Source organism: Pseudomonas sp., from assembly GCF_037994325.1.
Classification (GTDB): Bacteria; Pseudomonadota; Gammaproteobacteria; order Pseudomonadales; family Pseudomonadaceae; genus Aquipseudomonas.
On record NZ_JBBNAH010000116.1, the window covers coordinates 1 to 20,466 of the forward strand.

Consider the following 20,466-nt stretch of genomic DNA (forward strand, 5'->3'; position numbering starts at 1 on the left):
GTTCAAGAGCATTAACGACACCCTCGGGCATACCGTTGGCGACAAGCTGCTAGTGGCCGTGGCCGAGCGTTTGAGCCGCGCAGTGCGCAGCTCCGACGTGGTCGCCCGGCTGGCTGGCGATGAGTTCGCGATTCTGATCAGCCATCTGGAACGCACCACTATCGCCATCACTCTGGCCAGCCAATTGGTTAACACCATCGACCAACCTTTCCATATTGATGAACACCGGATAACCACCCGCATCAGCATCGGCATCAGCTTTTACCCGCAAGATGGGCAGTCCTTTGAAGGGCTGATCAACCGGGCTGACGCGGCCATGTACCGAGCCAAAGCGGCCGGCGGTGGCGAATACCGAGCCTGCGAGGTTTAAGCCTCGGGCCTATCGCCCTCAGGTGCACGGCGCGTGCGAGGGCCAAACACACGAATGCCCTTTTTGCGCTTTTCCGGTGGGTCACTCTCGGTAATCAAAAACCAGGTACGCGCCAGCACCCTGGAGCACCATTGGCCAGCCGCCCATAATGCGTTTTTCATGGCGCGCTCGGCTCAGAATCATGCTCAACAGGTAGCTCGGCAACGGGGCGGTATTTAACCCGTGGATGCTTGGACGGCCCTTCGCTTTGATACTTCGCCATGGCCGGTGGCAAGGCTTCATCTGGCGACGTGCCAAAGGCCTGATCGGCTGCACGCTGATCCAGCGTCTTAACATCCAACGCCGGCTTTGGCGGCGGCCCACGCAAATCGCGGCTAGGTAGCGGACTCAACGGCTCCCGAGGCTCACGCACACCATCACTCCAAGGCCCCGGCGGCTTTAATCGATCCATACAACCCTCGGCACGTGTGACCCATTGCCAATACGCCGTGGGTTTCACTGGCACAGTGCCGGGCGCGGTGCGTAGTTGTCTGTACGCTAACGCACCCAATGATTGTTATAGGCAGATGCCCCTACGCCAATAAAGCGGGCACTTATTCCCGAGCTAAGGTTTTTTCCATTGGCTGGTAGACCAGACCGGCGAACTCGCTGACCTCTCCCGTTGGGAAAAAACCGTAGCGTTCGTAGGCGGCCATGGAAGACAACGACGCTCTGACGGTGACGACCTCAGCCCTGGCCTGCGCCATTGCCGCATTTATCAGGCGCCTACCAATGCCGCGACGCTGCCAGCCCGGCGCGACAAAGAGCATGGCCACGTGGCGCCCTTCTTTGAGTTCAATCAGTCCCGTTATTGCGCCATCCGCCACGCAGACCAGCAGCAGATTGTCGCCCTTTATGCGTTCGGCAAAGGCCTGCGCTGCTGCCGCCTTGGCGAAGGTTTGCACGCCTTGCGCTGACAGCGAGGGGGCGACGGCCTGCATAAACGCGTCCAGGCACAGGGCGCTGGCGCTGGGCAGGTCGTCATGGGTCAGGGGGCGTATGTGCATGGATGTCGTCCGTGTCTGCAATGTGGGGCACACCCCGCCATCAGTGAATCGTCGGAAAGCGCTCTTTGAACAGAACTTGGGCCTGATAGGTCAGTTGGTCGAGCAAGCGGTCGCGTTTGCTCTCGGCTTCGCTCATGGCTTTATTGCCGTGTTGCTTGAGCAGGTAGGTGTGGATCTGCCGTACTTCTTTGGATTGGTAAATCGGTGCCAAATCCTGCACCGCCACCATGCCACCGGAGCGGTAGTTGCGGGTGCTCAGCACCAGTTGCGGCCCTTGCGCGGCGACTACCTGAAAGCCCATGGCCTCGAAGGTCGGTACTTTGCTTGCCACACAGGCCAGTTCAACGTGGGGGCGATGCGCGAGTACTCGCTGCAGCATGGCCGTGGCGATCCCCTTGCGGCGCTGACTGGCCTGCACGGCCAGGTAGGCCAGGGTGCCAGCCAGGGCATCATCTTCGCTCGGCAGGTACAGGGCAAACCCCAGCACCTGCGAGGGGTCGTTATCGTCCAGCGCCAAGATCAAGCGGGCGCTGCTCGCCAGCGCGCTGTCCATGGCGTGCAGATACAAGTGCACCTCGTAGCCAATCACGTATTGGTACAACTGATAGAGCGGGTTACTCGGCGTTAACGGCACCGGGCTGACGTCGCTGAAGTAGTCCACCACCATTTGCAGCACCTGACTTTTCAGGGCCTCGGGCGGCGGTGTGTCCAGGTGTACAAGGGTAAACATCGAGAAGCTGGCTCCGGGCAGGTCCGCGTCCATCACAAGCGCGGCCTTTAAATAGGGATGTTAAGCGCGAGCACCTGGGTTACCGCGCGAGTCGCGCTTTTGCAGAATCATCGACGCTTCGTCAAAGGCCTGCTGGAACGCCTCGCTGCTGACCCAGGCCACGGCGCTGTCTTCATCGTCGTCATGGAAGATGCCGCGGTAAACAATCAGCAGGCCCATCATAAAATCGGTGGCTGGTTCTTGTGCTTCCTCGGCAACCACCAGTTCCAGCACCGGGTATTGCAGAAACACCAGGCACATGGCGAGCAGGCTGATGCTTTCGCCGGCTTGCATGGCTTGGAACAGGTCGTCGAAGTGCGCGGGGTCGAAGCCGTTTTCTTCGATGTCTTTGAAGTCGAAGGTGCTCAGGTCAATTTCAACATCATCGAACGGTTCGTTGATCAGTGGGTTAGCCAGCAGCGGGTGGATGACCGTGGCTTTGGACTTGCCCGAACGGTTTTGCTTGGCCTTGGTTTTGGCGCGCTGGGCACGTTTTTTTTGTTTGTCTGGAGAGGCCATGGCGGCAGGTTCCTTGTCCGGGGCAGCGGGATATTCGGGCAGACATTGTAGGCAGTCTTGCCCGCGCTGGTTGGCCTGTGGCGCAGATTAATTTGCAGCGGTAGTAATGCCCGTGGCTTAAGCGCCAGTCATTTATGCCGGGTGCTGCCGGCGCTGCGGCTCGGCGCTGTGGATAAATACGGTGTAGGTATCGGCAGGGCGTTTGCCGCCGCCCACGTCCAGCGCATGGCCAATGGCACCGCGATGGTAGGTGCCATGATTAATCAGGTGAAAGAGCATTTCTTGGCGGGTCATCAGGCCCCTTTGCCCATCGGCAAACTCAAAAGCCACGGCCTCGCACAGCTCATCTGCGCTCGCGCTGGCGATATAGTCACGTGCCCAGTTATTGCTTTGCCGCAAGCGCTGCTGCAGTTCGTGCAGCGCCGGCACCACGCTGGTATTGGTGGCCGGATGAGGGGTTGGCGTGCCCGATAGTCGAGCCCTGAACAGCTCTTCGACGATCACCATGTGGTTGAGTTGTTGGCGCATAAACGCCACGGCTGAATTGGCTACGTCTGCCTGCTCCAACTCGGCAACAGCACCCAGGGTGCGCTCATCGGCCCAAGCTTTATAGCGGTACGCGTCGACTAACATAGGGCCTCCCCAGGCCAGACGAGATAGAGGGTTTGCCTCCCTCCAACAACCGGGCAGAGTACTGAAACTGCCGCCATACACAACAGTGAGCGCCCAGCATGATCAGCAAAGCCAACGCCGGTGACGAAGCCGCCATCCGCACCTGTGCCCAGCAGGCCTACCAACGCTATGTCGCCAGCATCGGCAAAGCACCCGCGCCCATGGCGGCAGACTTTCGTGCACAAATCGCCGCCGGTCATGTGTATGTACATCGGAACAGTGACGGCGCCCTGCAAGGCTTTATCGTTTTTTACCCCGCAGCCAACCATATGCAGCTAGAAAGCGTAGCGGTACTGCCAGCCATGGCCGGCCAAGGCATTGGCAAGCGGCTGATCGAGTTTTGCGAGAACACCGCCCGGCAAGCCGGGCTTGCTGCGGTGCAGCTGTACACCAATGAAAAGATGACCGACAACCTCGCCATCTACCCACGGCTTGGTTACGTGGAAACGGACCGGCGCAGCGAGGATGGGTTTGGGCGGGTGTTCTTTGCCAAGGCGCTCTGCTAGACGTGGGCTCGTGGACAAATCCGCGACCTTAGCTGTGCGCAGGGTCTGTTTGCTTCAAGCCGTGATCCCGTATCATGGCGCGCTATTGAGCCATAGCCGTCACGACAGCGACGGCGCCATACACAGGGAGTGGTTGATGGTTTTCAAGGATCGATATAGCCGAGCAGCCGCCATGCTGCTTGGCCTGGCGCCACGCAACGGTTGCTCATCGCTGATGCAAGGTCAGCAGTATGTGTTCGCCAAGACCGATGTGCCTTCGGCAACGCTGCGCATCAGCTATGACGCGGGCAAGGTGTGCCAGATTGCCTCCGTCTTCACCGCGCAGAAAAGCGCGACATCCCCCCTCAAGACCCGCGCCTTAGAGCGAAAGCACAGCCCGCACCTGCCACAAATACGTTACGTAACACCGCGCCACTCGCTGTACCCCTGCTCCACCGTAAGCCCTAACTATTCTCGTAGCCTTATAAGGACGTAGCGATGCAAGAAACCTACAAGATGGCCGGCCGGCTGGCCGCACATGCCGTGTCCAGTGTTAGCACTGGCGAATTGTTAGTACCGATTTACGGCTATCTCACCACCGATGGCCAGACCCGCATGGTGCGCGTGGTCGCTGATAACGCTCAAGAAGCCATGGAAGAAGGGCAAAGTATGTATGCCGGCAACCGTTGGAATGCAGCGGGTGGCTTTTGGGCGGTGGATGGTTTTGTCACGTTGCCGGACGTGGGCAAGGTGGATGCGTTGTTACTGAATATCTGCACCTACGAGGAGCCCAAGCACGAACTGCGCATGGCCCTCCCCTACCGACACGCACAGAGCAGCGACGGTTTTGCAGTATTCAGGCCCAAGCTGCTTGGCCTTGAGAACCTGGAAACGGGCGATGTGCAGCCGCTGATGGATGCGTTTTTCGCCGGCCGCGATGAGCACACCGAAGGGGCCGCCATCTGGAACGCGCACTTCAAGAAAGAGCTGACGCGCATGTCCGGGTTCAGCGGCTTTTCCAGCGAAGAATGGGCGCAGTTACGCGACGCGCCGCTGGCAGTGTTTTTTATGGTGGCCGGCGCCGACGGTAAAGTCGACGAGAAGGAAATCAAGGCCTTTGGCGACCTGTTCAAAGAGTCTGGCAAATACCCAAGCGTGCTGATGCAACGCATCATGAGTGAACTCACCCCGCATGCGCCGCAGGGCCAAGCCTTGCTGATGGACTTCCTGGAACGCTACACATCCGGCAATTTCTATGCGCCGCTGTACTTCCTGGGCGTTAACCAACTGCTGGCCAAAAACACCGAAGGCAGCCTGGCTGCTGACTTAAAGGCCGACTTACTGGCCTTTGGCAAAGCGGTGGCATCCTCCTCGGGCGGAGGCTTCCTTGGTTTTGGCAGCAAAATCAGCAAAGAGGAAAAAGCCGCATTGAGCGTGATTGAAGCGCTGCTCTCTGCTGGGCAGCAAAACTAAAACCCCTCGCAACACACCCTGAAGTCCGGAGCGCGAGGCTCCGGACTTTTAACCGCGAGCGCTGAACAAATCAGCGACTCAACGATTTCGCCCCAACGCCTCATGGCTGCTGACCCAGTCGCCGGCCAATATCGCCGAGGTCAGCGATACATCCCCCGCCAGTACCACCGCAGCAATAATTTCCGCCAGTTTGTCGGCCTTGCCGGCGCCATAACAATCGAGCATTTGCAGGCACTCGCGCTGCGTTGGCAGGCCTGTGCCGCCGCCGTGGGTGGCGCAGATAACAGCCGGTAGCGTTACCGACCAGTAGTAGTCGCCGTTATCCAGCAGTTGCCCGTAGGTGATGCCGCCATGGGACTCAGCGACGTTGGCGGCGTCCTGGCCGGTGGCGATAAACATCGCCGCCAGGCCGTTGGCCGAGTGGGCGCCGCTGTAGGCCGCGCCGGATTGGATCGCTCCAACGGCGGCAATCTGCCGATAGCGATAAAGGTTGGCGGGGTCGACACGCAGCAGCTCGTGGGCCACTTCGCGGGTCAGGGTGAACTCGGCGATGACCCGTTTGCCACGGGTTTGGATCATGTTCATGGCCGAGTGTTTTTTGTCCGTATCGATGGCGCCGGACAAGATGTAGCGCGGCTGCAACGGGTGGTTGGCTTTAATCCATTCACAGGCAGCAAAGGTCGCCTTGCTGGTCATGTTCTGCCCGGCGGCATCGCCGGTGGTGTAGCAAAAACGGGTGTAGAGCATATTGGCCACGGGGTACTGCTCAATCTCGAACAGCTTGCCGCTGCGGGTGGTGGTTTCGGTTACCGCCTTGATGGTTTCGAATTCGCGCACCAGCCAGGCGCCAAATTCGCGCGCCTGCAACGCATCGGCAAACATAAACACCGGCGCGCGTTGCATGGAGTGTTTGACCACTGTGGTTTTCACCCCGCCCGAGGCGCTGATGGCGCGCATGCCCCGGCTGTAGCTGGCAATCAGGGTGCCTTCGGTGGTGGCCATGGGCACATAGAAATCGCCGCGCGCATGTTCACCTTCAATGCGCAGCGGGCCAGCCAGCCCCAGCGGCATCTGCACCACGCCGATAAAGTTTTCGATATTGCCGCGGGTAACCTCGGGGTCGATGGCGTACTTGCCCACCGTATCCAGCGCCGCACCGGTTTGCGCCTTGATAAAGTCGCGGCGCACGCTGGCTTGCTCGCTGGAGTAATCGTTTTCCTTGTTACGGGGAATCGGGGCGCCTCTGGACATCGTGCTCTCCTGCATGGTCGGTCGGATTAGCCTAGGTGAAAATCCGTTACCCCGAGTGTGCCCAAGCCCAGCAGCGCTGACTTGCCCGACTGCGCCAATCAGGTGATCGAGCACGTCAATGTCAGCGCCGCCCCCTCACCAGCGCCTTATTGCTGAGGGCGCGCCAGGCAGGTGGCTATATCAAATAGCAAACCCGGTCCCTTTGGCTGCCACGTCAAGCGCTCGCGGGTTTTAGTGCTGGCGGCGCTCATCTCTTTGCCAACAAAGCCTGCGAGCCAGCCGAAGTGCGCAGGCGCCTGCTCGGCAGTAATCGCCTGCGTTGGTACGCCCAGGCCACGGCCAACGGCTTCGGCAATCTCACGAAAGCTGATGGCCGACTCGGCCGTGGCGTGATAACGGGCGCCAGGCTGGTGTTTTTCCAACGCCAGGCGATAGAGCAACGCGGTGTCGCTCACGTGCGCAGCAGACCAGTGATTCAGGCCCTCACCGAGATACGCAGACACACCCTTGTGCCGCGCCAGGTCAATCACATAGCTGACCAACCCCTGCCGTAGCGGGTCGTGAATTTGCGACAAACGCATCACCACCACATTGACCCCACGCTGGCTCAACGCCTGCCCGGCCTGTTCCGAGGCCACCCTTGGATTGGCGTGGTTAAGATCAGCGTAATCTTCATCGGCGGCGTGCCCGGCCGCGGCGCCAATGGCCGTGCCGGAGGTCAACAGCAATGGTCGCGGCGAGCCTTCCAGCACCGCGCCCAGGGCGGCGATTACCCGCGCATCCTGCTGGCAGTTGGCGACAAAGGTGGCGAAATTGTGATCGAAGGCCGTGTGAATTACTGCATCGCAGCCCTCGGCACCGCGCTGCAGGCCGGGCAGGTCGCTGAGGTCGCCGCGCTGTACCTCGGCGCCGAGTGCCTGCAACGTTTGCGCACCCGCATCGGAGCGGGTCAGGCCGAGCACCTGATGGCCGGCGCTGAGTAATTCCTGGGTAACCTGGGTGCCGATAAAGCCTGTTGAACCGGTAACAAATACGCGCATGGGGCAATTCTCTCTTTGCGGGAGATGGCAGCGTGCGCGTAGTGTTTATCCGGTAAAAGCCGTGAAGTTATCAGGGTATAAACACTAACAGGGTGGCGCATGGGCGAGTCGGCAGTTGAGCTTTTAGGCACGTATTTAAAGGATTGCCGCGCCCGCCTGGACCCGGCCAGTTTTGGCTACTCCAGCGCGCGTCGGCGCACGCCCGGGCTGCGCCGCGAAGAAGTGGCGCAGCGGGCCAATATCAGCCCCACCTGGTACACCTGGCTGGAACAGGGCCGTGGCGGCGCACCGTCCGCCGAAGTGCTGAACCGCATCGCCGCTAGCCTGCTGATGACCGAACCCGAACGCGAACACCTGTTCCTGCTCGCCTTCGGCCACCCACCGGAAGTGGTGTACCGCGAACCGCAGGGCGTAACCCCGCGCCTGCAACGGCTGCTGGACACCTTCGAATACAGCCCCGCCATTATCAAAACCGCAACCTGGGACGTACTGGCCTGGAACCGCGCCGCCGCAGCGGTATTTACCGACTACAGCCTGCTGCCGGTGGGGCAGCGCAACATTCTGCGCCTGATCTTTTGCAACCCGGCGGCACGCGCCAAGCAGGACGACTGGGCGAGCATGGCGCGGTTTATTGTCGGTGCCTTTCGCGCCGACGCCATCCGCGCCGGAGCAACCGCGCAAGTACGCCAACTGGTCGATGAACTGTGCAGCCAAAGCCCCGAGTTTGCCGCCCTATGGCGCGACAACGATGTGCGCGTCCATGGCGAAGGCACCAAGCGCCTGCACCATGCCGGCCAGGGAGCTATCGAACTGGAATACTCAGGCTTCGCCGTAGATGGCCGCCCCGACCTTGGCATGATTGTCTACAACCCCGCTACGGCCGAAGACGCAGCGCGCGTCAGAGCACTGATCAACCTACTGGTTAGCCGTGGCGGGCGCGCGGCGGCCTCCGCCCCGTAGGGTGTGCTGCGCGCACCAAGCCGTCTATACAGTGACACCAACAAGGGGCGAAGCCCTTAGCCAACCTATTCCCCGCGCCCCCGGCCTAACGTTGACCGTCGCTCCCTAGTCAGCGTCCTGCGACTGACGAATGACCACTGGTTGCAACCCAATAGGCTTGTATGGCGGCAGCTGACTACGTTGGGGTTTTCGCCCGCTTCGGATCCGTAGTTACAGCCGTCTGCTCCGCCAAACTGTGTTTCACGCAGGCGCAAGTGCCGCCCGCTATCGAGCTTCAGCGGCGCATAGGCACAGCTCGTTCCGGTGTTGTTGATCGCCACCTGTACCGACTCCATATCACTGCGGCTTACCGCCACAGTGATTACGCGGCAGTCGTTACTTTGCAGGTCTGGCGGATGATGTTTCTGCATAGCGGAACAGCGCTTACCGCCAAAGCGGCACAATCGAAGCCACCAGCAGCGCCCCCAGGCAACCATTCAAAACCCGCCACTGCCGCTCGGTCTTTAACGCCCGCGCTAGCATCAAGCCAGCCACGCACCAGAGTGCCAGCGAGATTAGCGAAAACAGCGCGAACACCAGGCCTAGCAGCAGCGCCAAGGTTGCCGGGGTTGGCGTCAATGCGGCGAATGAGGCCGCAGCGCTGACGGTCATGGCCCAGGCTTTGGGGTTTTGCCAGAGCAGCCAGACGCCGGTGAAAAAGCGCGCCGGTTGCTGCGCGGTGGCGGCCTTGCCTGGGGCGCCGCGCCGGGCGAGCTGTAGGGCGAGCCAGAGCAGGTAAACCGAGCCAATGAGTTTCATCGCCAGTTGCAGCGCTGGCATGGCCACGATCAGACCGCCCAAGCCGGCGGCAGCCGCTGCGGCCATGCTGGCCAAGCCCAGTGAGATGCCAAACAACAATGGCAGCGAGCGCCGCCAGCCGAAGTTGGCGCCGGATGCGGTGGCTAAGGCGGTGGCGCCACCGGGGCTAATGGTGGCAACTAAAACAAACAACAGTAACGCCAGCAGCAGTTCAGACATGGGGCATTCCTTAATCGGCCGCGGCTGTGTGGCGACCTAACTGCTTGGCAATGGGTACGGTTCTGGAGGTCTGTTCATCGCCGGTGTGCTGGGTGGTCACGGTTTCAATCAGGACGATGCCGCACTCTTGCTCGGCTACCGGGTTATGCCGAACCTGTTTGGGCACGACGAAGAACTCGCCGGGTTGCAGCAGCACGTCGCCGTCTTCGAACTGAATTTTCAGGGTGCCGTAGACCACCATAAACATTTCGTCGTCGTCGGCATGGGCGTGCCAGATCAGCTCGCCTTTAAGCTTGGCGACTTTGATGTATTGGTTGTTGACCTGGCCCACCACCTGCGGTGACCAGTAGTCGCTCACCTGGGCCAATGCCGCTTGGATATTGAGTGCTGAATTGCTGCCAATCATCGCCTGCTCCCCGTGTGTTAGAGGCGCCACGCTATACAAGGCGGGCGACGGGCAAAATCGAATGTTTATAATGCCGGCATTAGCATCTGTAATGGCCCCGCCCCATGACCCTACCCCGCGATATCGATATCAGCTTGCTGCGCGCCTTTGTGGCCGTAGCGCGTAGCGGCAGCATCAGCACGGCGGCGCGGCAGTTGCACATTACCCAGGGCGGGCTGAGCCAGCAGATCAAGCGCCTGGAGGCGTTTTTCGACTGCCCGCTACTGGAGCGCGACCCACGCGGCAGCCGCCTGACTGAACGTGGCGCCGCCCTGCTCGCCCCGGCGCAACACCTGCTCAGCCTTAACGATGCCCTGTACCAAAGCATGCAGCCCGCGCACTTGGCGCAGCGGGTGCGGGTTGGCGTGCCGTATGAAATGGCGGGAGCGCACTTCGCCCCGGTGTTGAAAGCCTTCGCGCAGCGTTATCCACAGGTTGAAGTGGCGCTGGTAACCGGCTCGTCGCTGGACCTTTTGGCCGACTTCGCCAATGGCCGGGTCGATCTGACCATCAGCCAATGCCCAGTGGCTGACGCCCAGGGCGAACGCTTGGCGGTGGATGCGTTGGTGTGGGTAGTAGCGCCCGCACAAGGCGTGCCGTCACAGCCGGTGCCACTGTGTTTCGTCACCCCTACCTGCACTTTTCGCCAGAACGTTTTTCGCCTGCTGAGCCAGGCCGACATCCCGTGGAAAGTGGTATTCGAAAACGCTTCAGTTGAAGCCACCCTGGCCACCGTACGCAGTGGCTTGGCTGTGACCTGCTGGCTACGTTCATTGGTGCCGGACGATCTTCAAGTGCTGCCGGCGCAAGCGGGTCTACCCGCCTTGCCGGACTTTGCCATTGAGTTGACTGTCAGTGCGCGAGCGCCTGTGATGGCGCAGGCAATGGCTGAGTTGATTCGTGCGGAGTATGCGCAGGGCAGGCTTCGCCTAGACGCTGAGGTGTTGGCCTGACTAAGTTGCGTTGTTCGCGGCGCGTGTAAACGCCTTTGACTGCGCCTTATCTATGCGCAGAGAATATGCGCACGTTTCGTCAAGGAGAGAATACCAATGCTCGCCGCCTACAACCCCAACGCTCCCAAACGCTCTGCCAACCTCAGCGTTAATAGTGACTTGCTAGATAAAGCCAAGGAATCAGGCATTAATCTGTCCGCGACACTCGAGCAGGCGTTGGCCGAAGCCCTGAAAAACAAACAACGCGAGCAATGGCTGACCGAGAACCGCGCGGCGATAAATGCTTACAACGATCACGTGGAAATCCACGGAGTGTTTAGTGACGAGCTACGGAGCTTCTGATGCCTCAGTTCGCCGTTCACAAAAACACCAATCCTGCCACCAAGTCTGCGGTGCCCTTGCTACTGGATGTGCAAAGCGACCTGATTGCTGAGCTTGGCACCCGGGTGGTAGTGCCTCTCTACACGGCTGCGGCCATGAAAGGCAAAACGCTCAAAACCCTCACGCCCACGTTTACCATCGCCGGCAAGCAGTATGTGATGGTGACTCCGCAGCTGGCTGGTATCGCCAGGAAACAGCTTGGCGCCCCAGTTGCCGACCTCAGTGCACAACGCGATGAAATAATTGCGGCGCTTGATTTGCTTATCACCGGCATCTGACCGCCGGGGGAAGGACTGACTGATCCAGCAAACTACTGTTGGCCTCAACCCGCACTCGGTTTTCCGAACACAGCCTGGCGGATGATTCGGATATCCGGACGTTTCACCCACAAGAAACTCCGTCACAACAAACTAATAACCTTTTAAATCAAAGCTATAGCCAACAAAGCAAGCACTGGCACGACTCCTGCTCTCCTCATAGCTGAATGCTGCAAGCCGCTCGGGCTGGCAGGCAATCACCGCACAACAGAGCCGCCTGACGGGCTCCATAAAAAAAACAAAATTGAGGAAAGTTTGATGCGCATCGTTCCCCAGCTCCTGGGCGCAGCCATTGCTGTCGCTCTGCTTAGCACCCCAGTTGTCGCCGCCGAACTCACCGGCACGCTGAAGAAGATCAAAGAGTCCGGCGTTATCACCCTTGGCCACCGCGACGCCTCCATTCCGTTTTCCTATATCGCTGATGCCAGCGGCAAACCGATGGGCTACTCCCATGACTTGCAGCTGAAAATTGTTGAGGCGATCAAAAAAGACCTCGACCTGCCAAACCTGCAGGTGAAGTACAACCTGGTAACCTCGCAAACCCGTATTCCGCTGGTGCAGAACGGCACGGTGGATGTTGAGTGCGGCTCCACCACCAACAACGTTGAGCGCCAGCAGCAGGTCGATTTCTCGGTAGGTATCTTCGAAATCGGCACCCGCTTGCTGTCGAAAAAAGGCTCGCCGTATCAGGATTTTGAAAACCTGAAAGGCAAGAACGTGGTAACCACCGCCGGCACCACGTCTGAGCGCATTCTCAAGTCGATGAACGCCGATAAGCAGATGGGCATGAACGTGATTTCGGCGAAAGACCACGGCGAGTCGTTCCAGATGCTGGAGTCGGGCCGCGCAGTGGCGTTTATGATGGATGACGCCTTGCTGGCCGGCGAAGCCGCCAAAGCCAAGAAGGCTGATGACTGGGCGGTAACCGGTACGCCGCAGTCGTACGAAATTTATGGCTGCATGGTGCGCAAGGGCGATGCGCCGTTCAAAAAGGCGGTGGATGACGCCATTGTTGCCGTCTACAAATCCGGCGATATCAATGCCATCTACGACAAATGGTTTATGCAGCCTATCCCGCCAAAAGGCCTGAACCTGAACTTCCCTATGAGCGACGAGCTCAAGGCGTTGATCGCCAACCCGACCGACAAAGCGGCTGACGACAAGAAATCCTGATGCTTGCCTAAGCGTTTTTCCTGAGAGGGCTTTCGCCCTTTCAGGTGTGGTCACTCCTGCTGGTATTTCTCTGCACACACACGAGCGCGTGGCTGCTCTGTCGCTGGTGTGTGCCTGGCTGTCACGGCCAACCAGCACCTGTATAGCGAACCATCTGAGGGGAAAGCCCTGATGAATTACAACTGGGACTGGAGCGTGTTCTTCAGGTCCACCGGCGTGGGCAGCGAGATCTATCTGGACTGGTTTGTTTCCGGTTTGGGTTGGACTATCGCCATCGCCGTGGTGGCCTGGATTATCGCCCTGCTGTTGGGCTCGATTCTCGGCGTTATGCGCACCCTGCCCAATCGCCTGGTGGCGGCAATCGCGACCTGCTACGTCGAACTTTTCCGCAATGTGCCGCTGCTGGTGCAGCTGTTTATCTGGTACTTCCTGGTGCCCGATCTGCTGCCGCAAAACCTGCAGGATTGGTACAAGCAGGACTTGAACCCGACCACCTCTGCCTACCTAAGCGTCGTGGTGTGCCTGGGCCTGTTCACCGCCGCTCGCGTGTGCGAACAAGTGCGCACCGGCATTCAGGTGCTGCCCCGTGGTCAGGAGTCGGCGGCACGCGCCATGGGTTTCAGACTGCCGCAGATCTACTGGAATGTGCTGCTGCCGCAGGCCTACCGCATCATTATTCCGCCGCTTACCTCGGAGTTTCTGAACGTGTTCAAGAACTCCTCGGTGGCCTCGCTAATCGGCCTGATGGAGCTGTTGGCGCAAACCAAACAGACCGCCGAATTTTCCGCCAATTTGTTTGAAGCCTTTACCCTGGCCACGCTGATCTATTTCACCCTGAACATGAGCCTGATGTTGCTAATGCGCGTGGTGGAGAAAAAAGTCGCGGTGCCGGGCCTGATCTCCGTAGGGGGTAAATGATGGAACTCGACTTCTCGGGCATCATCCCGTCCCTGCCGGGCTTGTGGAACGGCATGCTGATGACCTTGCAGCTAATGGCGCTGGGCGTGGTTGGCGGCATTATTCTCGGCACGTTGCTGGCGCTGATGCGCCTGTCCAACAGCAAGCTGCTGGCGAATTTGGCCGGTGCTTACGTCAACTACTTCCGCTCCATTCCGCTGCTGCTGGTGATCACCTGGTTCTACCTGGCGGTGCCGTTTGTGCTGCGCTGGATTACCGGTGAAGACACTCCGATCGGCGCGTTTGCCTCGTGCATTGTGGCGTTCATGATGTTTGAAGCAGCGTACTTCTGCGAAATCGTCCGCGCCGGTGTGCAGTCGATTCCCAAGGGCCAGATGGGCGCCGCCCAGGCGCTGGGCATGACCTACGGGCAGATGATGCGTTTGATCATCCTGCCGCAGGCCTTCCGCAAGATGACCCCGCTGTTGCTGCAGCAAAGCATCATTCTTTTTCAGGACACCTCGCTGGTTTACGCCGTCGGCCTGGTGGACTTCCTCAATGCCTCGCGCGCCAGCGGCGACATTATCGGGCGCTCCAATGAGTTCCTGATTTTCGCCGGGCTTACGTACTTCACAATCAGCTTTGCCGCCTCGCTGCTGGTCAAGCGTCTGCAAAAAAGGTTTGCCGTATGATTTCTATCAAGAACGTCAACAAGTGGTATGGCGACTTCCAGGTACTGACTGACTGCAGCACCGAAGTCCAGAAAGGCGAAGTGATTGTGGTGTGCGGGCCATCGGGCTCGGGCAAGTCCACGCTGATCAAATGCGTCAACGCGCTGGAGCCGTTCCAGAAAGGCGACATCGTGGTCGACGGCACCTCCATCGCCGACAAAAAAACCGACCTGCCAAAACTGCGCTCGCGCGTGGGCATGGTGTTCCAGCATTTCGAGCTCTTCCCGCACCTGAGCATCACCGAAAACCTGACCATCGCGCAGATCAAGGTGCTCGGCCGCAGCAAAGAAGAAGCCACCGCTAAAGGCCTGCAACTGCTGGAGCGCGTGGGCTTGTCGGCCCATGCGCACAAGCATCCGGGGCAGCTCTCCGGTGGTCAGCAACAGCGTGTGGCGATTGCTCGGGCGCTGGCCATGGACCCGATCGTCATGCTGTTCGACGAACCGACCTCGGCGCTGGACCCGGAGATGGTTAACGAAGTGCTCGACGTGATGGTGCAACTGGCCAACGAAGGAATGACCATGATGTGTGTTACCCACGAAATGGGCTTTGCCCGCAAAGTGGCCGACCGGGTGATTTTTATGGACGCCGGCAAAATCATCGAAGACTGCAAAAAAGAAGAGTTCTTCGGCGACATCTGCCACCGCGCCGAACGCACCCAGCACTTCCTCAACAAAATTCTGCAGCACTGATACCCACGCCCCTCTCTTCCTTCCCCCTCTGTGGTGGGGAAAGAGAGAGGCAACTCCGCTCTACTTCCACCTCGGTCAGAGGCGTAGCGAGCGGACGCCAGCCGTCTCCGGCCAGCGCGCAGGAACCGCAGCGTACTTAAGTACGTGAGGATTCCGAGCACTGCCCGGGCGCGGCTGGTGTTCGCGCAGTAGCCGGAGGTAGTTGTACACAAGGCGACTGTGATGAAATGCGACCCTTCCCTTTATCGCGCCGTGCCGCCATCACTCGCCGTGAAACCCCGCCTGATCCGCCACGTGTTCCTGCCGCCACTGGTCATCGCCCTGATGATCGGCCTGGGTTACCTCGGCTTTTGGGTCAGCGAGCGCTACGGCACCCAGGGCCTTAGCGAGAACGGCCAGCGTCAGCTGGAGCTGCATGCCCGCGCGGTTGAAAGCGAGATCAGCAAGTACACCTACCTGCCCAGCCTGCTGGAGCTTGAATCCAGTGTGTCGAAGCTGTTGGCCGAGCCGACGCCGGAGCATCGGCAAACCGTCAACGACTACCTCGAAGGCCTGAACCGGCGCAGCCGCAGCCGGGCCATTTATGTGATGGACACCACCGGCCGCGTGCTGGCCACCAGCAACTGGCGCGATGTCGACAGTTACTTGGGTGAAGACCTGTCGTTTCGGGCGTATTTCCAGAGTGCCATTCGCGGCCAGCCGGGGCGCTTTTATGGCATCGGTAGCACCAATGGCGAACCCGGTTATTACCTGGCCCATGGCTTGGAGGAACACGGCAAGATCATCGGCGTAGCAGTGGTCAAAGTGCGCCTCGAAGCCTTGGAGGAACGCTGGCAGCGGGCACGTCTGGAAGCCTTTGTCAGCGATGAAAACGGCATCATCATTTTGTCCAGCGACCCGGCGCGACGGCTGAAATCGGTGGTGCCGCTGAGCGATGAAACCAAGGAAAAACTGGCGCGCAGCCTGCAGTACTACTGGTTCCCCCTCAACGAACTGCAACCCCTGGCGCGGGAAAAACTGGCCGAGGGTGAGGAGAAACTGACGTTCCCCGCCAACAGCGAAGTGGAGTCGGGCAAAGGCGATATCAGCTACCTCTCGCAGACTCGTCAGTTAAGCGACACGCCATGGAATTTCACCCTGCTCACGCCGTTGCAGGATTTACGCCGGCAAGCGATCAACCAAGGCATTTTGGTCGCGGTCGCCTGTGCGCTGGTGGCGTTTCTGCTGATTGCCTGGAACGAGCGACGCAAGGTAATTGCCACCCGCCTGGCTGCGCGGGAAGCCTTGCAGCAAGCCAACAATCAACTGGAGCGGCGGATTACCGAACGCACCAGCGACCTGCGCGCCAGCAACGAACGGCTTAAGGGGCAGATCCGCGAACGGCGCCAGGCCGAAGAGACCTTGCGGCGCTTTCAGGACGAGCTAGTACAGGCCGGCAAACTGGCGGCCATCGGGCAGATGTCTACCAGCATCGCCCACGAACTCAATCAGCCGCTGGCGGCGCTACGCACCTTGTCCGGCAATACCGTGCGCTTTCTTGAGCGCGGTCAACTCGACGTGGCCAGCACCAACCTCACCACCATCAACGAGCTGATCGACCGCATGGGCCGTATCACTGCCAGCCTGCGCTCCTTTGCCCGCCGTGGCGATGACAAAGGCCAGGCGCAGCTCGGTAAAGCGGTAGATGCTGCCCTGCAATTGCTCGGTGGCCGGGTGGCGAGCGCGCATCTGCAGGTACACCGCGAATTCACCGATGTGCCGCTGCAAATCAACCAGACGCGCCTGGAACAGATCCTGGTCAACCTGATTGGCAACGCCCTGGATGCCATGCACGGGCAAGCGCTGCCACAGTTATGGCTTGAGGGCGACGAACTCGAGGGCAAATATTGCCTACGGGTGCGCGACAACGGCCATGGCATTGACGCCGAAGCGCGCAAGCATCTGTTCGAACCCTTCTTTACCACCAAGCCCGGCGAACAAGGGCTTGGGCTGGGCCTGACGTTGTCTGCCAGCCTGGCCGCCGCCACTGGCGGTAACCTGGGGGTCGAACACCCGGCCAGCGGTGGCACCACCTTTGTTCTCAGCTTACCGTTAGCCAGCACTACTCTTGGCGAGACCCATGAATAACGAACTTAGTGTGCTGATCGTCGAAGACGACCCCCATGTGCTGCTCGGCTGCCAACAGGCGCTGGCCCTGGAAGATATCGCCTGCACCGGCGTGGGCAGCGCCGAAGAAGCGCTGCAGCAGGTGGGCGATAACTTTGCCGGTATCGTGATCAGTGATATCCGCCTGCCGGGCATGGATGGCCTGGAACTGCTGACCCGCCTCAAAGAGCGCGACCGTAGCCTACCGGTGGTGCTGATTACCGGGCATGGCGACATTTCCATGGCCGTCGGCGCCATGCAAAAAGGCGCCTACGACTTTATGGAAAAGCCCTTCTCCCCGGAGCGTTTGGTGGAGGTGGCACGCCGCGCACTGGAGCAACGCAGCCTGGCGCGGGAAGTCCATTCACTGCGCCGGCAACTGGCCGAACGCGACTCGCTGGAAGGCCGCATCATCGGTCGCTCGCCAGCCATGCAACAGTTGCGCGAGCTGATCGCCAATGTTGCCGATACCTCGGCCAACGTGTTGATCGAAGGCGAGACCGGCACCGGCAAAGAGTTGGTTGCTCGCTGCCTGCATGACTTCAGTCGCCGCCACAGCAAACAATTTGTCGCCCTGAACTGCGGCGGGCTGCCGGAAACCTTGTTTGAGAGCGAAATTTTCGGCCATGAAGCCAACGCCTTTACCGGCGCGGGCAAACGGCGCATCGGTAAGATTGAACACGCCGATGGCGGCACCTTGTTTCTCGACGAAGTGGAAAGCATGCCGCTGCCGCTGCAAATCAAACTGCTACGGGTATTGCAGGAACGCACCCTCGAACGCCTGGGCTCCAACCAGAGTGTGGCGGTGGATTGCCGGGTGATTGCGGCGACCAAGTCGGACCTCGACGAAGCCAGCAAGGCCGGCGAGTTTCGCAGCGACTTGTACTACCGCCTGAACGTCGTGACCTTGGAACTGCCGCCGCTGCGCGAGCGCCGCGAAGATATCCTGCAACTGTTCGAACACTTTTTGCAGCAGTCGTCCTTGCGCTTCGACCGCGCGGCACCGGAGCTGGACAACCACACCCTGTCCAACCTCATGAGCCACGACTGGCCCGGCAATGTGCGCGAACTGCGCAACGTCGCCGAGCGCTTCGCCCTCGGCCTACCGGCGTTTAAAAAACCCGGCGCTGGCGGTAGCACCCCAGGGCTGGCGTTTGCCGAAGCGGTGGAAGCCTTCGAGCGCAACCTGCTGGGCGATGCCCTGCAACGCAGCGGCGGCAACCTGACCCAAGCCAGCCAGGAACTGGGCATGGCCAAAACCACGCTGTTTGATAAAGTCAAAAAATACGGGCTAAGCCACTAAAAAACCTGAGTCTCGACAAAGAGCAATCTGTTGAACTGCCCAGCACCTGAGTGCGGCGCACCTTATGCGCTTTTGTCGGGTGTGCTGTGCGCAGCGAGGTGTACTTACACAAACCGCTGGTGCGCGCAGCACACCCTACGCGATCAGCAATTGCGCCTGTGCGCCAAGGCGCTTCCCGTCTGCCCCAACACAGGCTTTACGCCGATTTAACGTTTTTCTCACAAAAGCCCGAGCACACTTACTCCACCCGCCACTCGCGGGATTCTGGAGATTTCCCTGTGCGCCCGTTCCTGCTGTTGATCCCTATCCTGGCCCTGCTGGCTGCCTGCCAAAGCAGTTACGACTATCTGGTGGCGCAGGGTTATCCACAACCCTTCGCCGCCGGTTATACCGACGGTTGCGGCAGTGGTCGGCAAGCTGCCGGGGCAATGACGGGTGGGTTCAAGAAGGACGTGCCGCGCTATCTGAAAGACGCCCAATACGCCGAAGGCTGGAGTGATGGTTTCCGCCAATGCCAGGCGGAAATGGAAAGCGCGCAACTGCGCGCCTATGAAGAACAGCGCAGCAGCGACCGCGATGAAAAGTGGGAGCACGATACCGACCAGGCCATGGCCAAAGCCCTGCGCTCCCGCTGATACCCGTGCTTACAGGCGCATGCCCACATCAATGGCGCGGCGTGCCAGGTTGATCACCGTGGTGCTCAACAGCTCCAACACCCACCGTAAAAACGCCACGGTCAGGTTAGCCGCCGAGGGCAGCGGCCGGCCGAGGAAGCGGAAGATCTGCACAATCAAGCTGCTCAGCGAATCACCAATGGCCTTGCACGCGTTCGCGCCGGAAATCAGCAGCCCGGCAATCTGATCAAGCACCGTCATGCCGGCTGTTACCACCGTACCGGCGGCGACGCCCACGGCTTTGGCGATCAGATACTGCATGGCCTTGGAGATCATCATCAACGATGTCGCCGAGAGCATTAGCACGCTGCCGTTGGAATTTTTCAGCCAAGCCTGCACATCGCGCTCCAGGGTGGTTTGCTGCACGCGGCGCAGCCCGGTCCAACTGGCGTCACCGATGGACTTGAGATAGTTCTCCATCTTGTGTGCGTCGAAGGCGAACGAACTGCCCCACGGCAACTGGCACACCGGGCCGTCATCGGGTGCGTGGACGAAGGGGAAAATCGGAATCATGCTGACCGGGTCAGCCAGGTGATACACGCGGTGGATATTTTCCACACCCAGTTTGCTGGTCAGGTTACGGGCGAAACCGGCAACCCCAACCCGTGGCGCGCCGAAGGTATACAGCTTGACCCCGCCCACTCCGGACTGGCTGATATGGTCGGCCGCCAATGACGCCAGCGCGCCGCCCAGGCTGTGGCCCACGCAGTGAATAGTGGTCGGTTTGCGACCGCGCATAAAGCGGTCAAGGTCTTCACGAAACGATTTAAAGGTTTCGTTAAAACCGGCATGCACCATCCAGGCACTCGGACCTTGCTGCACGCCACAGTTGGCGTCGGTGAGCCAGTCCTGGGTAATGTCGGTGCCACGAAACGCCAACAACAACTCACCCTGGCGTGTACCGGTGCCTTCGACCCCGTAGGTAAACCCGGTGGTTTTCCTGAGTACGGCGCCACTGGTACCGGCGGAAACTTGCGCATTTTTGAAATCGAACAGGGTGCCAAGGCCCATGCTTTGCGCGGCCTTGAACACTTTGTCCGACTCGCCCATGTTGATGGCCGAGTAAACGTGGGTGGCTACTGTTGCAGCTTGTTTAGGAGATAAAGAACTCAAACCTGATTCCCTTCTGGCTGTGAAACACGGTGGTTAGCAC

The 20,466-nt window shown here is 59.9% G+C and carries 25 protein-coding genes; 15 read left to right on the forward strand and 10 right to left on the reverse strand.

Going from position 1 to position 20,466, the window contains the following annotated elements:
* The coding region (locus tag AAAB16_RS03660) for a GGDEF domain-containing protein (RefSeq protein WP_340662116.1) at positions 1–370 on the forward strand (370 nt) is incomplete at its 5' end.
* 157 nt (positions 371–527) lie between these two features.
* Here the strand turns inward: AAAB16_RS03660 and AAAB16_RS03665 are convergent.
* From AAAB16_RS03665 to AAAB16_RS03685, 5 genes are all read right to left on the reverse strand, one after another.
* On the reverse strand, positions 528–782 hold the full coding sequence (locus tag AAAB16_RS03665; protein ID WP_340662117.1) for a hypothetical protein: 255 nt from the start codon (positions 780–782) through the stop codon (positions 528–530).
* A gap of 181 nt (positions 783–963) precedes the next feature.
* Positions 964–1,416, reverse strand: a complete 453-nt coding sequence (locus AAAB16_RS03670) for a GNAT family N-acetyltransferase (RefSeq protein ID WP_340662118.1) — start codon at positions 1,414–1,416, stop codon at positions 964–966.
* 40 nt (positions 1,417–1,456) lie between these two features.
* On the reverse strand, positions 1,457–2,146 hold the full coding sequence (locus AAAB16_RS03675; protein ID WP_340662119.1) for a GNAT family N-acetyltransferase: 690 nt from the start codon (positions 2,144–2,146) through the stop codon (positions 1,457–1,459).
* Between the two features lie 60 nt (positions 2,147–2,206).
* A complete protein-coding gene (locus AAAB16_RS03680; RefSeq protein WP_340662120.1) occupies positions 2,207–2,704 on the reverse strand; it encodes a hypothetical protein in 498 nt (165 codons plus the stop codon).
* Between the two features lie 132 nt (positions 2,705–2,836).
* Positions 2,837–3,337, reverse strand: coding sequence for a DinB family protein (locus tag AAAB16_RS03685; protein WP_340662121.1), 501 nt, complete (start codon positions 3,335–3,337; stop codon positions 2,837–2,839).
* A 98-nt stretch (positions 3,338–3,435) separates the two neighbouring features.
* Between AAAB16_RS03685 and AAAB16_RS03690 the strand changes: the two genes are divergently transcribed.
* From AAAB16_RS03690 to AAAB16_RS03700, 3 genes are all read left to right on the forward strand, one after another.
* The gene (locus tag AAAB16_RS03690; protein ID WP_340662122.1) at positions 3,436–3,882 is read left to right on the forward strand and encodes a GNAT family N-acetyltransferase; all 447 of its coding nucleotides are present in this window, start codon (positions 3,436–3,438) and stop codon (positions 3,880–3,882) included.
* 136 nt (positions 3,883–4,018) lie between these two features.
* Positions 4,019–4,357 carry a hypothetical protein gene (locus AAAB16_RS03695; RefSeq protein WP_340662123.1) on the forward strand — a complete coding sequence of 113 codons (339 nt, stop codon included), beginning with the start codon at positions 4,019–4,021 and terminating at the stop codon, positions 4,355–4,357.
* A 2-nt stretch (positions 4,358–4,359) separates the two neighbouring features.
* Positions 4,360–5,334: a hypothetical protein gene (locus AAAB16_RS03700; protein WP_340662124.1), complete on the forward strand. Its 975-nt coding sequence runs from the start codon at positions 4,360–4,362 to the stop codon at positions 5,332–5,334.
* Between the two features lie 78 nt (positions 5,335–5,412).
* Here AAAB16_RS03700 and AAAB16_RS03705 read toward each other — a convergent pair whose 3' ends face one another.
* Both AAAB16_RS03705 and AAAB16_RS03710 read right to left on the reverse strand, forming a co-directional pair.
* Positions 5,413–6,585 carry a hydroxymethylglutaryl-CoA reductase gene (locus tag AAAB16_RS03705; RefSeq protein ID WP_340662125.1) on the reverse strand — a complete coding sequence of 391 codons (1,173 nt, stop codon included), beginning with the start codon at positions 6,583–6,585 and terminating at the stop codon, positions 5,413–5,415.
* A gap of 146 nt (positions 6,586–6,731) precedes the next feature.
* On the reverse strand, positions 6,732–7,625 hold the full coding sequence (locus AAAB16_RS03710) for an SDR family oxidoreductase (protein WP_340662126.1): 894 nt from the start codon (positions 7,623–7,625) through the stop codon (positions 6,732–6,734).
* Positions 7,626–7,724: 99 nt separating this feature from the next.
* On the opposite strand from AAAB16_RS03710, the gene AAAB16_RS03715 reads away from it, so the two are divergent.
* Positions 7,725–8,585, forward strand: a complete 861-nt coding sequence (locus AAAB16_RS03715) for a helix-turn-helix transcriptional regulator (RefSeq protein WP_340662127.1) — start codon at positions 7,725–7,727, stop codon at positions 8,583–8,585.
* A 423-nt stretch (positions 8,586–9,008) separates the two neighbouring features.
* Here AAAB16_RS03715 and AAAB16_RS03720 read toward each other — a convergent pair whose 3' ends face one another.
* Together AAAB16_RS03720 and AAAB16_RS03725 are read right to left on the reverse strand one after the other, a co-directional pair.
* Positions 9,009–9,602: a LysE family translocator gene (locus AAAB16_RS03720; protein WP_340662128.1), complete on the reverse strand. Its 594-nt coding sequence runs from the start codon at positions 9,600–9,602 to the stop codon at positions 9,009–9,011.
* Positions 9,603–9,612: 10 nt separating this feature from the next.
* Positions 9,613–10,008, reverse strand: a complete 396-nt coding sequence (locus tag AAAB16_RS03725) for a cupin domain-containing protein (RefSeq protein ID WP_340662129.1) — start codon at positions 10,006–10,008, stop codon at positions 9,613–9,615.
* A 104-nt stretch (positions 10,009–10,112) separates the two neighbouring features.
* Here AAAB16_RS03725 and AAAB16_RS03730 point away from each other — a divergent pair, with 104 nt between their 5' ends.
* The 10 genes from AAAB16_RS03730 (at position 10,113) to AAAB16_RS03775 (ending at position 19,274) form a co-directional block, all read left to right on the forward strand.
* Positions 10,113–11,000 (forward strand): LysR family transcriptional regulator, encoded by an 888-nt coding sequence (locus AAAB16_RS03730; protein ID WP_340662130.1) that lies wholly within the window; start codon positions 10,113–10,115, stop codon positions 10,998–11,000.
* Between the two features lie 96 nt (positions 11,001–11,096).
* Positions 11,097–11,342 carry a type II toxin-antitoxin system CcdA family antitoxin gene (locus AAAB16_RS03735; RefSeq protein ID WP_340662131.1) on the forward strand — a complete coding sequence of 82 codons (246 nt, stop codon included), beginning with the start codon at positions 11,097–11,099 and terminating at the stop codon, positions 11,340–11,342.
* Positions 11,342–11,659 carry a CcdB family protein gene (locus AAAB16_RS03740; protein WP_340662132.1) on the forward strand — a complete coding sequence of 106 codons (318 nt, stop codon included), beginning with the start codon at positions 11,342–11,344 and terminating at the stop codon, positions 11,657–11,659. The genes AAAB16_RS03735 and AAAB16_RS03740 overlap by 1 nt, the downstream gene beginning before the upstream one ends.
* A 297-nt stretch (positions 11,660–11,956) precedes the next feature.
* Positions 11,957–12,871, forward strand: coding sequence for a glutamate/aspartate ABC transporter substrate-binding protein (locus AAAB16_RS03745; protein WP_340662133.1), 915 nt, complete (start codon positions 11,957–11,959; stop codon positions 12,869–12,871).
* A 171-nt stretch (positions 12,872–13,042) separates the two neighbouring features.
* Complete coding sequence (locus AAAB16_RS03750; protein WP_340662134.1) at positions 13,043–13,789, forward strand: amino acid ABC transporter permease; 747 nt, start codon at positions 13,043–13,045, stop codon at positions 13,787–13,789.
* A complete protein-coding gene (locus AAAB16_RS03755; RefSeq protein ID WP_340662135.1) occupies positions 13,789–14,460 on the forward strand; it encodes an ABC transporter permease subunit in 672 nt (223 codons plus the stop codon). Before AAAB16_RS03750 ends, AAAB16_RS03755 begins: the two co-directional genes overlap by 1 nt.
* The gene (locus tag AAAB16_RS03760) at positions 14,457–15,191 is read left to right on the forward strand and encodes an amino acid ABC transporter ATP-binding protein (protein WP_340662136.1); all 735 of its coding nucleotides are present in this window, start codon (positions 14,457–14,459) and stop codon (positions 15,189–15,191) included. Before AAAB16_RS03755 ends, AAAB16_RS03760 begins: the two co-directional genes overlap by 4 nt.
* 222 nt (positions 15,192–15,413) lie before the next feature.
* Complete coding sequence (locus AAAB16_RS03765; RefSeq protein WP_340662137.1) at positions 15,414–17,318, forward strand: sensor histidine kinase; 1,905 nt, start codon at positions 15,414–15,416, stop codon at positions 17,316–17,318.
* Positions 17,311–18,639, forward strand: a complete 1,329-nt coding sequence (locus AAAB16_RS03770; RefSeq protein ID WP_340662138.1) for a sigma-54 dependent transcriptional regulator — start codon at positions 17,311–17,313, stop codon at positions 18,637–18,639. Before AAAB16_RS03765 ends, AAAB16_RS03770 begins: the two co-directional genes overlap by 8 nt.
* 278 nt (positions 18,640–18,917) lie before the next feature.
* Positions 18,918–19,274: a hypothetical protein gene (locus AAAB16_RS03775; RefSeq protein ID WP_340662139.1), complete on the forward strand. Its 357-nt coding sequence runs from the start codon at positions 18,918–18,920 to the stop codon at positions 19,272–19,274.
* Between the two features lie 9 nt (positions 19,275–19,283).
* On the opposite strand, the gene AAAB16_RS03780 is transcribed toward AAAB16_RS03775, so the two are convergent.
* Entirely contained in the window at positions 19,284–20,426 is a 1,143-nt protein-coding gene (locus AAAB16_RS03780) for a lipase family protein (protein WP_340662140.1), read from the reverse strand.
* Positions 20,427–20,466: the final 40 nt, after the last annotated feature.

Coding starts and splice junctions, on each gene's coding strand:
- AAAB16_RS03670 (WP_340662118.1), bottom strand. CDS start 1,416: ATGCACATACGCCCCCTGACCCATGACGACCTGCCCAGCGCCAGCGCC.
- AAAB16_RS03675 (WP_340662119.1), bottom strand. CDS start 2,146: ATGTTTACCCTTGTACACCTGGACACACCGCCGCCCGAGGCCCTGAAA.
- AAAB16_RS03680 (WP_340662120.1), bottom strand. CDS start 2,704: ATGGCCTCTCCAGACAAACAAAAAAAACGTGCCCAGCGCGCCAAAACC.
- AAAB16_RS03685 (WP_340662121.1), bottom strand. CDS start 3,337: ATGTTAGTCGACGCGTACCGCTATAAAGCTTGGGCCGATGAGCGCACC.
- AAAB16_RS03690 (WP_340662122.1), top strand. CDS start 3,436: ATGATCAGCAAAGCCAACGCCGGTGACGAAGCCGCCATCCGCACCTGT.
- AAAB16_RS03695 (WP_340662123.1), top strand. CDS start 4,019: ATGGTTTTCAAGGATCGATATAGCCGAGCAGCCGCCATGCTGCTTGGC.
- AAAB16_RS03700 (WP_340662124.1), top strand. CDS start 4,360: ATGCAAGAAACCTACAAGATGGCCGGCCGGCTGGCCGCACATGCCGTG.
- AAAB16_RS03705 (WP_340662125.1), bottom strand. CDS start 6,585: ATGTCCAGAGGCGCCCCGATTCCCCGTAACAAGGAAAACGATTACTCC.
- AAAB16_RS03710 (WP_340662126.1), bottom strand. CDS start 7,625: ATGCGCGTATTTGTTACCGGTTCAACAGGCTTTATCGGCACCCAGGTT.
- AAAB16_RS03715 (WP_340662127.1), top strand. CDS start 7,725: ATGGGCGAGTCGGCAGTTGAGCTTTTAGGCACGTATTTAAAGGATTGC.
- AAAB16_RS03720 (WP_340662128.1), bottom strand. CDS start 9,602: ATGTCTGAACTGCTGCTGGCGTTACTGTTGTTTGTTTTAGTTGCCACC.
- AAAB16_RS03725 (WP_340662129.1), bottom strand. CDS start 10,008: ATGATTGGCAGCAATTCAGCACTCAATATCCAAGCGGCATTGGCCCAG.
- AAAB16_RS03730 (WP_340662130.1), top strand. CDS start 10,113: ATGACCCTACCCCGCGATATCGATATCAGCTTGCTGCGCGCCTTTGTG.
- AAAB16_RS03735 (WP_340662131.1), top strand. CDS start 11,097: ATGCTCGCCGCCTACAACCCCAACGCTCCCAAACGCTCTGCCAACCTC.
- AAAB16_RS03740 (WP_340662132.1), top strand. CDS start 11,342: ATGCCTCAGTTCGCCGTTCACAAAAACACCAATCCTGCCACCAAGTCT.
- AAAB16_RS03745 (WP_340662133.1), top strand. CDS start 11,957: ATGCGCATCGTTCCCCAGCTCCTGGGCGCAGCCATTGCTGTCGCTCTG.
- AAAB16_RS03750 (WP_340662134.1), top strand. CDS start 13,043: ATGAATTACAACTGGGACTGGAGCGTGTTCTTCAGGTCCACCGGCGTG.
- AAAB16_RS03755 (WP_340662135.1), top strand. CDS start 13,789: ATGGAACTCGACTTCTCGGGCATCATCCCGTCCCTGCCGGGCTTGTGG.
- AAAB16_RS03760 (WP_340662136.1), top strand. CDS start 14,457: ATGATTTCTATCAAGAACGTCAACAAGTGGTATGGCGACTTCCAGGTA.
- AAAB16_RS03765 (WP_340662137.1), top strand. CDS start 15,414: ATGAAATGCGACCCTTCCCTTTATCGCGCCGTGCCGCCATCACTCGCC.
- AAAB16_RS03770 (WP_340662138.1), top strand. CDS start 17,311: ATGAATAACGAACTTAGTGTGCTGATCGTCGAAGACGACCCCCATGTG.